The organism is Microbacterium sp. F1-18, assembly GCF_052921305.1.
Window position 1 is genome coordinate 801,679 of record NZ_JBREVD010000002.1, and the last position, 12,482, is coordinate 814,160.

General features: G+C 69.3%; 9 protein-coding genes. 2 read left to right on the top strand and 7 right to left on the bottom strand.

Going from position 1 to position 12,482, the window contains the following annotated elements:
* Positions 1 to 121: 121 nt before the first annotated feature.
* Genes ACU6RU_RS08070 through ACU6RU_RS08080 form a run of 3 tightly spaced genes read right to left on the bottom strand, consistent with a single transcriptional unit; the run spans position 122 to position 3,128 of the window.
* Positions 122 to 1,456, bottom strand: coding sequence for a class II 3-deoxy-7-phosphoheptulonate synthase (locus ACU6RU_RS08070; protein WP_112613926.1), 1,335 nt, complete (start codon positions 1,454 to 1,456; stop codon positions 122 to 124).
* Between the two features lie 46 nt (positions 1,457 to 1,502).
* Complete coding sequence (locus tag ACU6RU_RS08075; RefSeq protein ID WP_120262988.1) at positions 1,503 to 2,192, bottom strand: lysophospholipid acyltransferase family protein; 690 nt, start codon at positions 2,190 to 2,192, stop codon at positions 1,503 to 1,505.
* A 3-nt stretch (positions 2,193 to 2,195) separates the two neighbouring features.
* The gene (locus tag ACU6RU_RS08080) at positions 2,196 to 3,128 is read right to left on the bottom strand and encodes an ROK family protein (protein ID WP_446726263.1); all 933 of its coding nucleotides are present in this window, start codon (positions 3,126 to 3,128) and stop codon (positions 2,196 to 2,198) included.
* Positions 3,129 to 3,271: 143 nt separating this feature from the next.
* Here ACU6RU_RS08080 and ACU6RU_RS08085 point away from each other — a divergent pair, with 143 nt between their 5' ends.
* The gene (locus ACU6RU_RS08085; protein WP_446726264.1) at positions 3,272 to 5,107 is read left to right on the top strand and encodes an AMP-dependent synthetase/ligase; all 1,836 of its coding nucleotides are present in this window, start codon (positions 3,272 to 3,274) and stop codon (positions 5,105 to 5,107) included.
* Positions 5,108 to 5,171: 64 nt separating this feature from the next.
* Here the strand turns inward: ACU6RU_RS08085 and def are convergent, their stop codons facing one another.
* Genes def through ACU6RU_RS08100 form a run of 3 tightly spaced genes read right to left on the bottom strand, consistent with a single transcriptional unit; the run spans position 5,172 to position 10,898 of the window.
* Complete coding sequence (gene def, locus ACU6RU_RS08090; protein WP_446726265.1) at positions 5,172 to 5,663, bottom strand: peptide deformylase; 492 nt, start codon at positions 5,661 to 5,663, stop codon at positions 5,172 to 5,174.
* Position 5,664: 1 nt separating this feature from the next.
* Positions 5,665 to 7,440 (bottom strand): MinD/ParA family ATP-binding protein, encoded by a 1,776-nt coding sequence (locus tag ACU6RU_RS08095; protein WP_446726266.1) that lies wholly within the window; start codon positions 7,438 to 7,440, stop codon positions 5,665 to 5,667.
* Between the two features lie 50 nt (positions 7,441 to 7,490).
* Positions 7,491 to 10,898 (bottom strand): pyruvate carboxylase, encoded by a 3,408-nt coding sequence (locus tag ACU6RU_RS08100; RefSeq protein WP_446726267.1) that lies wholly within the window; start codon positions 10,896 to 10,898, stop codon positions 7,491 to 7,493.
* Between the two features lie 90 nt (positions 10,899 to 10,988).
* On the opposite strand from ACU6RU_RS08100, the gene ACU6RU_RS08105 reads away from it, so the two are divergent.
* The gene (locus tag ACU6RU_RS08105) at positions 10,989 to 11,810 is read left to right on the top strand and encodes a ParA family protein (RefSeq protein WP_120262993.1); all 822 of its coding nucleotides are present in this window, start codon (positions 10,989 to 10,991) and stop codon (positions 11,808 to 11,810) included.
* Between the two features lie 72 nt (positions 11,811 to 11,882).
* Here the strand turns inward: ACU6RU_RS08105 and ACU6RU_RS08110 are convergent, their stop codons facing one another.
* Positions 11,883 to 12,428: a MerR family transcriptional regulator gene (locus ACU6RU_RS08110; protein WP_120262994.1), complete on the bottom strand. Its 546-nt coding sequence runs from the start codon at positions 12,426 to 12,428 to the stop codon at positions 11,883 to 11,885.
* Positions 12,429 to 12,482: the final 54 nt, after the last annotated feature.

The window sequence follows — 12,482 nt, forward strand, 5'->3', positions numbered from 1 at the left end:
CGGAACCCTCATCGGCCCGGCCTATCCACACCTCGAGACAGCGAGAGCGCACATCTGCACGGTGGGGAGACCCCGTAACCGTGCGGATGTGCGCTCTCGCGCGATGCTGAAGCGCCGAGGCTCAGCGCTTCTCGAGCTCCTCGGCGACCAGGAAGGCGAGCTCGAGGCTCTGCATGTGGTTCAGTCTCGGGTCGCACAGGCTCTCGTAGCGCGTGGCCAGTGTCGCCTCGTCGATCATCTCGGAGCCGCCGAGGCACTCGGTGACGTCGTCACCGGTGAGCTCGACGTGGATGCCGCCGGGGAAGGTGCCGACCGCGCGGTGCGCTTCGAAGAACCCGCGGACCTCGTCGACGACGTCGTCGAAGCGACGCGTCTTGTAGCCGGTCGGCGTCGTGATGCCGTTGCCGTGCATGGGATCGGTGACCCACAGCGGCGTCGCGCCGGAGTCCTTCACGGCCTCGAGCAGCGGCGGCAGCGCGTCGCGGATCTTGCCCGCACCCATACGCGTGATGAAGGTGAGACGACCCGGCTCGCGCTCGGGGTCGAGCTTGTCGATCAGCGCCAGCGCGGTGTCGGTCGACGTCGTGGGGCCGAGCTTCACGCCGATCGGGTTGCGGATCTTCGAGAAGTAGTCGACGTGGGCGCCATCGAGCTCGCGGGTGCGCTCGCCGATCCAGAGGAAGTGCGACGACGTGTTGTACGGGGTGTTCGTCCGCGAGTCGATGCGCGTCATCGGACGCTCGTAGTCCATCAGCAGGCCCTCGTGGCCCGTGTAGAACTCCACGCCGCGCAGCTCGTCGAAGTTGGCGCCGGCCGCTTCCATGAACTTGATGGCGCGGTCGATCTCGCCCGCGAGTCCCTCGTAGCGCGCGTTGGCCGGGTTCGACGCGAAGCCCTTGTTCCACGAGTGCACCTCGCGCAGGTCGGCGAACCCACCCTGCGTGAACGCGCGGATGAGATTCAGTGTCGACGCAGCCGTGTGGTAGCCCTTGAGCAGCCGTGCGGGGTCGGGCTGGCGCGAGGCCGCCGTGAAGTCGTAGCCGTTGACGATGTCGCCGCGGTAGGCGGGCAGCGTGACATCGCCGCGCGTCTCGGTGTCGCTCGAGCGCGGCTTGGCGAACTGGCCGGCCATGCGCCCCATCTTCACGACGGGCATCGAGGCGCCATAGGTCAACACGACCGCCATCTGCAGCACGGTCTTGATGCGGTTGCGGATCTTCTCCGCGGTCGCGCCGGCGAACGTCTCGGCGCAGTCACCGCCCTGCAGCAGGAAGGCTTCTCCGGATGCCGCGCGCGCGAGGCGCTCGCGGAGGATGTCCACCTCTCCGGCGAAGACGAGGGGCGGAAGCGTCGCGATCTCAGCCGACACCGCAGCGACGGCGTCGGGGTCGTTCCACGCCGGCTGCTGCTTGATGGGAAGATCGCGCCACGAGTCGAGTGAATCCAGCGTAGGCACGCGCCAAGTCTAATGCTCGGCCGACACCGCGCCGGCCGTGTGACGCTCAGCCCTGCTGCTGCGCCGCGCGCTCCTTGACGGACGAGGCGTAGACGTCTTCGTACTCCTGCTCGCCCAGACGCTGCAGCGCGACCATGATCTCGTCGGTCACCGAGCGCAGCACGTAGCGATCCCCTTCCATCCCCTGGAAGCGCGAGAAATCGAGCGGCTCGCCGATGACCATTCCCACGCGCCCAACGCGGGGGATGCTGCGCCCGATGGGCATGACGGCATCGGTGTCGACCATGACCACGGGGATGACGGGAACCCGGGCCTCGAGCGCCATGCGCGCCAGCCCCGTGCGCCCGCGGTACAGCTTGCCGTCGGGGCTGCGCGTGCCCTCGGGGTAGATCCCCAGCAGGTCGCCGCGGCCGAGGACCTGCAGTCCGGTGTTGAGTGAGGCCTCGGATGCCTTGCCCCCGGTGCGATCGATCGCGATCTGACCCGTCGCCTTCATGAACACCCGGGTCGCCCAGCCTTTGAGGCCCGTACCCGTGAAGTAGTCGCTCTTGGCGAGGAACGACATGGGCCGGTCGATCATGAGCGGCAGGAAGATCGAGTCGCTCACCGACAGGTGGTTGCTGGCGAAGATCGCCGCGCCGGTCGCGGGCACGTTCCGCCGACCGACGATCCAGGGCCGGAAGATCGCCTTCACCACGGGTCCGATGAAGATGTACTTCATCAGCCAGTAGAACACCGGTCACCGCCCCCCGGCGAGATCGGCCACGCCGATCAAGCCGGCATCGTTGCCGAGGGTGGCGATGGCGAAATCGGCGGGCGCGGCGTTCTCGCCGCCCGGAAGGGCTGCGCGATAGGCCGCCCGGACCGGCGCGAGCAACGTCTCACCCAGCTGCGCGACGCCGCCGCCGATGACGAAGATCTCGGGGTCGAGCGTGGCCTGGAATCCGCCCGTGGTCTCTCCCAGAGCCGTCGCGACCCGGTGGAGCGCCTCGAGCGCGCCCGGGTCGTCCGCGAGGATCAGCCGGGAGATCGCGTCGCCGGGGATCGAGCCCTGCTCGTCGCGCACCTGAGCAAGCCCGGCGCCGAGCCCGGGATCGTCGGCGATGGCGATCGCCTCGCGCTGCAGCGCTCGTCCCGACGCGTACTGCTCGAGGCATCCCTGCAGTCCGCAGCCGCACCGGCGTCCGCCGCGCTCGAAGCGCACGTGACCCAGCTCGCCCGCCGCCCCGCGACCGCCGATGAGGAGCTGCCCGTCGATGATGACCGCTCCCCCGACGCCGGTGCCGAGGGTGAGCATGACCATGTTCGAGCTGCCGCGACCGGCGCCGAAGCGGTACTCGGCCCACCCGGCGGCGTTCGCGTCGTTCTCGAGCACGACGGCGACGCCGACACGCGCTTCGAGCTCGGCGCGCAGCGGATGCTCGACCCAGTCGATGTTGGGCGCGTGCCGCATGATCGACCGCGTGCGGTCGAGGAAGCCGGCGGCGGCGACACCGACGGCGGTCACCTCGTGGGATGCCCGGAAGTGCCGCACCATGTCGGCGACGGCGTCGGCCAGCGCGTCGGTGTCGGCGGGGGTGTCGACGCGGATGCGGTCGACGATCGTCCCGTCGGCGGAGACGACACCTCCGGCGATCTTGGTTCCGCCGATGTCGATGCCGATGTTGAGCACGCGTGGTCCTTTCCGTCGGCCGACCGGCGGCGACCCGGAAAGTCTAATGGGGCGCCGTGTCCTGGCGCGGGCTCGGCGACCGGGTGACAGATAGAGTGTGTGTACCCTGCCAGACGCTTCCGGTACCGAAGGAGTTGCCGCCCATGAGCGCCGTCCAGTTCGAAGTCCCCGCTGTCGTTCCAGCCGACCCTGACGCGAACATCACCGATCTCCTCGTCGACCGGGTCGCTGCCACCCCGTCGCGAGCACTTTTCGCCGTCCCACACGACGGTGCATGGCGCGACATCGCCGCGGCCGAATTCCAACGCGAGGTCATCGCCCTGGCGAAGGGCCTCGTCGCCGCGGGTGTCGAGCCCGGCGACAAGGTCGCGTTCGTGGCCCGCACGACGTACGACTGGACGCTCGTCGACTTCGCGATCTTCTTCGCCGGAGCCGTCATGGTCCCCGTCTACGAGACGAGCTCGGCGTCGCAGATCGCCTGGATCCTCAGCGACTCGGGCGCGACGTTCGCGATCGCCGAGTCGGCCGACCACGCGGCCCGCATCGATGAGATCCGGTCGACGGTGCCCCTCGTCCGCGAGGTGTGGGTCATGGCTTCGGGAGACCTCGACAAGCTGCGTTCGGGCGGAAGCGATGTGTCCGACGACGAGATCGAACGGCGACGGAACCTCGCCGTCGGCTCGGACATCGCGACGCTCATCTACACCTCGGGATCGACCGGACGCCCGAAGGGCTGCGTCCTGACCCACAGCAACTTCGTCGAGCTCGCCCGCAACTCCGGCGAAGCGCTCAAGGAGGTCGTCAACCACCCCGGCGGCGCGTCGACGCTGCTGTTCATCACGACGGCTCACGTGTTCGCCCGCTTCATCTCGATCCTCAACGTCCACGCGGGGGTCAAGACCGGGCATCAGCCCGACACCAAGCAGCTGCTCCCCGCGCTCGGCAGCTTCCAGCCGACCTTCCTGCTCGCCGTGCCGCGAGTGTTCGAGAAGGTCTACAACTCCGCGGAGCAGAAGGCCGAGGCGGGCGGCAAGGGCAAGATCTTCCGCGCCGCGGCGCACGTCGCGATCGAGCACTCGCGGCTGCAGCAGGAAGGCAAGAGCATTCCGCTCGTGACCAAGCTGAAGTTCCGGCTGTTCGACAAGCTCGTCTACGGCAAGCTTCGCGCCGCCATGGGCGGCCGCGTCACGTACGCCGTCTCGGGATCCGCTCCCCTGGGTCCGCGCCTCGGACACTTCTTCCACAGCCTCGGTGTCACGATCCTCGAGGGGTACGGGCTGACCGAGACGACGGCACCCGCCACGGTGAACCTCGCGACGAAGTCCAAGATCGGCACCGTCGGTCCTGTCCTCCCCGGTGTCGGCGTGCGCCTCGGTGAGGACGGCGAGGTCGAGGTACGGGGCGTCAACGTGTTCGCCGAGTACTGGCGCAACCCCGAGGCCACCGAAGCGGCGTTCAACGACGGTTGGTTCAAGACGGGTGACATCGGGTCGTTCGACGACGAGGGCTTCCTCACGATCACGGGACGCAAGAAGGAGATCATCGTCACCGCCGGCGGCAAGAACGTCGCCCCGGCCGTGCTCGAGGATCCCATCCGCGCCAACCCGATCGTGGGCCAGGTCGTCGTCGTGGGCGATCAGAAGCCGTTCATCTCCGCGCTCGTGACGCTCGACCCGGAGATGCTGCCGACGTGGCTGACGAACAACGGCCTCTCGGGCGACATGACGATCGCAGAGGCTGCGAAAAACAGTCAGGTCCGCGCCGAGATCCAGCGAGCGATCGACGATGCCAACCGCAACGTCTCGCGAGCCGAATCGATCCGCAAGTTCACGATCCTCGACACCGAGTGGACGGAGGCGAGCGGCCATCTGACGCCGAAGATGAGCATCAAGCGCAACGTCATCCTCACCGACTTCTCGGACGAGATCTCGGAGATCTACGACGAGCCGGTCAAGACGAGCAACGTTCCGCTCGGATGATCGGATGACGCGAAAGGGGGCCCGGCTGGTAGATCATCAGCCGGGCCCCCTTCGTCGTGACGGGTCAGAACCAGGAAGACTCGCGCACCTCGCGCATCGCGATGCGCCGCTCGGCGGGCGAGAGCCGGTCGAGGTACAGGATGCCGTCGAGATGGTCGCACTCGTGCTGCAACGCCTGGGCCATGAGACCTTCGCCCTCGAGGACGATCTCGTCACCGTCGAGGTCGATGCCCACCGCACGCGCGTAGGGGTGGCGGAGCGTGTCGTGCCAGAGGTTCGGCACCGACAGGCAGCCTTCGCCGATCAGCGAGGGCTCACCCGACACCTCGACCAGGCGCGGATTGAGGATGTAGCCGACGACCCCGTCGACGTTGTAGCTGAACGCGCGCAGCCCGACGCCGATCTGCGGCGCCGCCACCCCGGCGCGGCCGGGCAGCTCGACCGTGTCGAGGAGATCACGGACGAGCGAGCGCACACCGTCGTCGATCGTCTCGATCGGAGCTGCCGTCGATTTGAGGACGGGGTCGCCGAAGAACCGGATGGCGCGAACCGCCATGTCAGGCCGCCGCCCCGAGACGCAACCCCTCGACCACGCTCGCTGCGAGCGTGCGCGCGGCCTCACGCGTCGCCGGATCGAGGTCGCGGAACGACACGGCACTCCCTGCCGCGAGATGCGGGTCGTACGGCACCCGCAGCACCGAGCGGACGCGCGTGGCGAAGTGGGTCTCCAACTCCTCCGCACGGACCATCGGCGTGCCCGGACGAGACGTGTTGAGCACCACGATGGCGTTCTTCACCGCGTCGGCGAAGCCGTTGGACTCGAGCCACGTCAGCGTCTCGGAAGCCAGCCGCGCCTCGTCGACGGAGAGCCCGGCGACAACGACGATCTGGTCGGACATCCCGAGCGTCGCACCCATCACGGAATGGACGATTCCGGTGCCCGTGTCGGTGAGGACGATCGAGTAGTAGTGCGCGGCGATCGCGGCGACATCCTCGTAGTCGTGGTCGCTGAAAGCTTCGGAGATGTGCGGGTCGGTGTCGGACGCGAGCACGTCGAGGCGGGTCTCGTCTCGCGCGACGATCGCGGAGAGATCGTTGAACCCGACCACCTCGCCCCGAGCACGCGCCAGGTCGCGCACGGTCTTGCCGCTCGTGCGGCCGATGCGATCGGCGAGCGTGCCGCGGTCGGGGTTGGCGTCGATCGCGATGACGCGGTCGTCGCGGGCGTCTGCGAGCGCCATCCCCAGCAGGGTGGTCACGGTCGTCTTCCCGACGCCGCCCTTACGCGAGAGCACGGGGACGAACTTCGCCCCACCCGCGAGCGGGGCCGAGATGCGGCGGTCGAGCTCTTTGCGGGAGCGGGCCCGCTTGCTGTCGCCGAGGTTGATGCGATGGCCCGAGACGCTGTACACCAGGCGCTGCCAGCGCCCCTCGGGCTCGGCCCGAACGACCTGGGCCGGATCGAGAAGGCGCTCGGCGGTGAGCAGATCCGCTGTTTCGCGGCCCGGCTCGAGATCGCCCAGACGCCGCGACTGCAGCACGGGCTCTGCCTGACGCGTGACCTGGACCCGCTCGCTCGCGTGCCGGACCTGCTCGGCGACGTGGTGAGCCTGGCGGCGGGTGGTGGGCACGGATCCGGTGATCGGCGTCGAGGTCGGCACCACGGTCGCGACGACCACCCCGCCGTCGACGGCGTCGACGTCCTCAGGCGCGGCGGCGGCGTTCTCCACTGCGACGTCCGAGGCACCCGCAGCAGCATCCGGCGCATCCGCGACGACGTCGGCGATCGCCGCGTCGTCGGGTCCGGGCTCGGAGTCGTCCTCGTCCTCGATGGTGGCGGTCACGACCTCGCCGGCGGGCTCTGCGGCCCCCTCGTCGACGGAGGTGTCGCTGTCGACGTCATCGACGGCGTGATCGAATGACCCGTCTCCCGCGGTCTCGTCCGCCTCCGGGAGCCCGTGGTCCTCGAACTCGTGGTCTTCGACCTCGTCGTCTGCGAGCTCGTCGTCCGCATGGGGTTCGTCGCCCGACGCGTCGTCGACACTTCCCCCGTCCTCGGAGCCGCGGACATCGGCGTCGTACGACACCCCGGCAGCGTCATGCTGCTCGTCCTGGCCGCCGCCGAGCGGGATGTCGCCGGTCGTCAGCTGCTCGTCGCCGATCTCACCGTCGATGACGTCGTCGTCGTCGAGGTCGTCATCGGCGACGGGGAGAGCGACGTCGACCTGCGCGGTACCGCCGACGATCCCGATGGCCGTCGTGTGGATGCTCTCACTGTCGGCGAGGACCGCGGGATCGGTCTCGTCGGGCTGGTTCTCATTGCGCTCAGGCATGTTCTGCTGCATCCACTCCAAGGTCTCGAGCTCGCGCCCGACCCCTTAGGCTACCCGCCGGTCCGGACGACGACCAAAAGGTCCCCGGCCTCGACCGCGGCCGTCGGATCGACCACGAGCCGTTCGACGACGCCCGCCACGGGCGCTGTGATCGCCGCCTCCATCTTCATCGCCTCGATCGAGGCGACGGGTTCTCCCGCCTCGACGGCGTCGCCGACAGCCACCTTGAGCGTGACGACACCCGAGAACGGGGCGGCGACTTGGCCGGGAACCGACGTGTCGGCCTTCTCGGCCTGACGGGCCTCGACGCTGATGCTGCGGTCGCGGACGAACACCGGGCGCAGCTGACCGTTCAATGTCGCCATGACCGTGCGCATCCCCTTCTCGTCGGCCTCGCCGATGGCCTCGAGCCCGACGTACAGCTGCACGCCCTTCTCGATCTCGACGACGTGTTCGGCGCCGGGCACGAGACCGTAGAGATAGTCGGCCGTGTCGAGCACGCTGAGGTCTCCGAAGGTGTCGCGCACCCGGTCGAACTCCTGCGTGGGCGTGGGGAACAGCAGCGAGTTCAACGTGCGTCGCCGTGTCGGCGAGTCCGCGTCGAGGGCCGCGGCCTGCGACGGTGAGAGCTCGGCGGCGGCGGGCCGCACGGTGCGCCCGGCGAGCACCTTCGACCGGAACGGTTCGGGCCATCCGCCCGGCAGGTCACCGAGCTCGCCGGCCATGAAGCCGACGACGGACTCCGGGATGTCGTATGCCCCGGGGTCGGCGGCGAAGGCGGCGGGATCCGCCTTGACGGCTGCGAGATGCAGGGCCAGATCGCCGACGACCTTCGACGACGGCGTGACCTTCGGAACCCGGCCGAGGATCTGGTTGGCCGCGGCGTACATGTCCTCGATGAGCTCGAAGTCGTCGGCGAGGCCGAGCGCGATGGCCTGCTGGCGAAGGTTCGACAGCTGGCCGCCCGGGATCTCGTGACGGTAGACGCGCCCGGTGGGGCCGGGAAGACCCGACTCGAACGGCCGGTACATGTGTCGTACCGCCTCCCAGTAGGGCTCGAGGTCCGAGACGGCACCCAGGTCGAGCCCCGTGTCGCGTTCGGTGTGCGCGAGCGCGGCCACGAGAGCCGACAGCGACGGTTGGCTGGTCGTGCCGGCCATCGGCGCGGACGCTGCGTCGACGGCATCCGCTCCCGCGGCGCTCGCGGCCATCAGCGTGGCGAGCTGGCCGCCGGCGGTGTCGTGCGTGTGCACGTGGACCGGCAGATCGAAGCGTTCGCGCAGCGCGGAGACCAGGCGCGATGCTGCGGCGGGGCGCAGCAAGCCGGCCATGTCTTTGATGGCGAGGATGTGCACACCGGCGTCGACGATCTCCTCGGCGAGACGCAGGTAGTAGTCGAGCGTGTAGAGGTCTTCGGCCGGGTCGAGCAGATCGCCCGTGTAGCAGAGCGCCACCTCCGCGATCGTCGTCCCGGTCGCGAGCACGGCGTCGATCGCCGGACGCATCTGCGCGACGTCGTTCAGCGCGTCGAAGATCCGGAAGATGTCGACGCCGGCGTCTGCGGCCTCACGGACGAAGGCTTGCGTGACTGGGGTCGGATACGGCGTGTACCCCACGGTGTTGCGACCGCGCAGCAGCATCTGCAGCGCCACGTTGGGCAAGGCGGCGCGCAGCTTGTCGAGCCGCTCCCACGGGTCTTCGCCGAGAAAGCGCAGCGCCACGTCGTAGGTCGCCCCTCCCCATGCCTCGACCGAGAGGAGCTGCGGGGTGAGACGGGCGACGGCGGGTGCGACCGCCACGAGGTCCTTCGTGCGCACCCGGGTCGCCAGGAGCGACTGGTGCGCGTCTCGGAAGGTCGTCTCGGTGACGGCGAGCGGCGTCTGGCGGCGCAGCGCCTCTGCGAACCCCGTCGGACCGAGTTCGAGCAGCCGCTGGCGCGAGCCGGCCTGCGGCGGCGCCGTCAGGTCGAGTCGGGGGAGCTTGCTTCGCGGCTCGACGCTCGTCGGGGCAGAACCGTGCGGACGGTTGACCGTGGTGTCTGCGAGCCATCCGAGGATCTTCGACCCGCGATCCTTCGACGTGCGCCCCTCGAGCAGTTCGGGGCGCTCGTCGATGAACGACGTGCTCAGGTCGCCGCGGGCGAAGGAGGGGTCATCGAGCACCTGCTGCAGGAACGGGATGTTGGTCGAGACGCCGCGGATGCGGAACTCGGCGAGGGCACGGCGCGAGCGCACGACCGCGGCGCCGAAGTCCCTGCCCCGGCACGTGAGCTTGGCGAGCATCGAGTCGAAGTGCGGGCTCACCTGAGAGCCGGCGGCGGTCGTGCCGCCGTCGAGACGGATGCCGGCTCCGCCCGGAGACCGGTAGGTGGTGATCTTCCCCGTGTCGGGGCGGAACCCCTGTGCCGGGTCCTCGGTGGTGATGCGGCACTGCAGCGCGGCGCCGCGCAGCTGGATGCGGTCTTGGGTGAGGCCGAGCTGCGCCAGGGTCTCCCCCGCCGCGATCCGCATCTGCGACTGCACCAGGTCGACGTCGGTCACCTCCTCGGTGACCGTGTGCTCGACCTGGATACGAGGGTTCATCTCGATGAACACAAACTCCCCCGCGCGTGGCCCGTCGGTCTCGAGCAGGAACTCGACGGTCCCGGCGTTCACGTAGCCGATGGAGGTCGCGAAGGCGATCGCGTGCCGGTGGAGGGCGGAACGCGTCTCGTCGTCGAGGTTGGGGGCCGGCGCGATCTCGATGACCTTCTGGTGACGACGCTGCACCGAGCAGTCGCGCTCGAACAGGTGCACGGTCTCCCCCGTGGCATCGGCGAGCACCTGGACCTCGACGTGACGCGGACGGCGGACGGCCTGCTCCAAGAACACCCGGGCGTCGCCGAACGCGCTGCCGGCCTCGCGCATGGCCTCGGACAGGGCTGGGGCGAGCTCGTCGGGAGTGGCGACGCGCCGCATTCCCCGACCCCCACCGCCGGCGACGGCCTTGACGAAGATCGGGAAGCCGATGTCACCGGCCTGCGAGACCAGGACATCGATGTCGTCGGAGGCCTCCGTCGATCGCAGCACCGGAACGCCGGCGGCGACCGCATGGCTCTTGGCGGTGACCTTGTTGCCCGCCATCTCGAGCACGCGTGCGGACGGACCGATGAAGGCGATGCCCGCGTCGGCGGCGCGTGCGGCGAGCTCGGGGTTCTCGGACAGGAACCCGTAGCCCGGGTAGATCGCGTCGGCTCCGCTCTCACGCGCGACCCTGATGATCTCGTCGACGTCGAGGTAGGCCCGTACGGGATGACCCTTGACGCCGATCTCGTAGGCTTCGTCGGCCTTCAGCCGGTGAAGCGAGTATCGGTCCTCGTGCGGATAGACGGCGACGGTACGCGCCCCCAGCTCGAAAGCGGCGCGGAAGGCGCGGATGGCTATCTCACCGCGATTCGCGACAAGGATCTTGCGGAACATGCTCACCTCGCTGGGCTGAGTCGCACGGCGACGGCGCCGCGCGGGGGCTCGAATACCCTCACAGCCTAGGGGACGGTAACGTAGAGCCTCGTGCACGTACTTTCCGTCAGCTCGCTCAAGGGCGGGGTCGGCAAGACCACGGTCACCTTGGGGCTCGCATCCGCCGCGTTCGCCCGCGGTGTCCGGACGTTGGTCGTCGATCTCGATCCGCAGTCCGACGTGTCGACGGGGATGGACATCCAGGTCGCCGGCCGTCTCAACGTCGCCGATGTCCTCGCCAACCCGAAGGAGAAGGTGGTCCGTCAGGCCATCACCTCGAGCGGGTGGGCGAAGGTGCATCCCGGCACCATCGACGTTCTGATCGGCAGCCCGTCGGCCATCAACTTCGACGGACCGCACCCCAGCGTGCGCGATGTCTGGAAGCTCGAAGAGGCGCTGGCCACCATCGAGGCCGACTACGACCTCGTCCTCATCGACTGCGCGCCCTCACTCAACGCCCTCACCCGTACGGCGTGGGCTGCGAGCGACCGCGTCATCGTCGTGACCGAGCCCGGCCTGTTCTCCGTCGCCGCGGCCGACCGAGCGCTGCGCGCGATCGAAGAGATCCGACGCGGTCTCTCCCCGCGCCTGCAGCCTCTCGGGATCGTGGTGAACCGTGTTCGCCCGCAGTCGATCGAGCACCAGTTCCGCATCAAAGAACTGCGCGACATGTTCGGCCCCCTGGTGCTCTCACCCCAGCTGCCCGAGCGCACCTCGCTGCAGCAGGCTCAAGGCGCGGCGAAGCCGCTGCACATCTGGCCGGGAGACTCCGCGCAGGAGCTCGCGTCCGATTTCGACGCGCTGCTCGACCGCGTGCTCCGGACGGGCCGTATCGCCGTCGCGGGCGAGGCCCCCACGGTCACACCGAGCTGAGCCGCCCGGACCCACACGAACGAAACCCCGGCTGCACCCAAGGTGCGCCGGGGTTCTGTGTACGGGGAGGTCTCAGGCGCTGCGCGCAGCGCGACGCGTCGCGAGCTCGTCGACGGGGTCCGGAGCCTGCGGGTCGAACTCGACGAGCGTCGACTCGACCTCGCGCAGCACCTTGCCGACCGCGATGCCGAACACGCCCTGCCCACGGCTGACGAGGTCGATGACCTCGTCGTTCGACGTGCAGAGGTACACCGAGGCGCCGTCGCTCATCAGCGTCGTCCCGGCGAGGTCGCGGATGCCCGCGGCGCGAAGCTGGTCGACGGCGACGCGGATCTGCTGCAGCGAGATGCCGGTGTCGAGCAGCCGCTTCACGAGCTTGAGGACGAGGATGTCGCGGAAGCCGTAGAGCCGCTGCGATCCCGAGCCACTGGCCCCGCGCACGGTCGGGACGACGAGTTCGGTCCGGGCCCAGTAGTCGAGCTGGCGGTAGGTGATGCCGGCGGCACGGGCGGCCTGCGCCCCGCGATATCCGGCTTCGTCGTCCATCTCGGGAAGACCGTCGGTGAAGAGGAGGTCGGTCGTGAACCGCATCTCGCCGAGCGAATCATGCGCGGTCATCTGGTCCTCCTGCCGGACGGTCGGGTTTCTTCCACGCTAGATGAGGGATGCCGC

Coding starts and splice junctions, on each gene's coding strand:
- ACU6RU_RS08095 (WP_446726266.1), bottom strand. CDS start 7,440: ATGCCTGAGCGCAATGAGAACCAGCCCGACGAGACCGATCCCGCGGTC.
- ACU6RU_RS08085 (WP_446726264.1), top strand. CDS start 3,272: ATGAGCGCCGTCCAGTTCGAAGTCCCCGCTGTCGTTCCAGCCGACCCT.
- def (WP_446726265.1), bottom strand. CDS start 5,663: ATGGCGGTTCGCGCCATCCGGTTCTTCGGCGACCCCGTCCTCAAATCG.
- ACU6RU_RS08110 (WP_120262994.1), bottom strand. CDS start 12,428: ATGACCGCGCATGATTCGCTCGGCGAGATGCGGTTCACGACCGACCTC.
- ACU6RU_RS08100 (WP_446726267.1), bottom strand. CDS start 10,898: ATGTTCCGCAAGATCCTTGTCGCGAATCGCGGTGAGATAGCCATCCGC.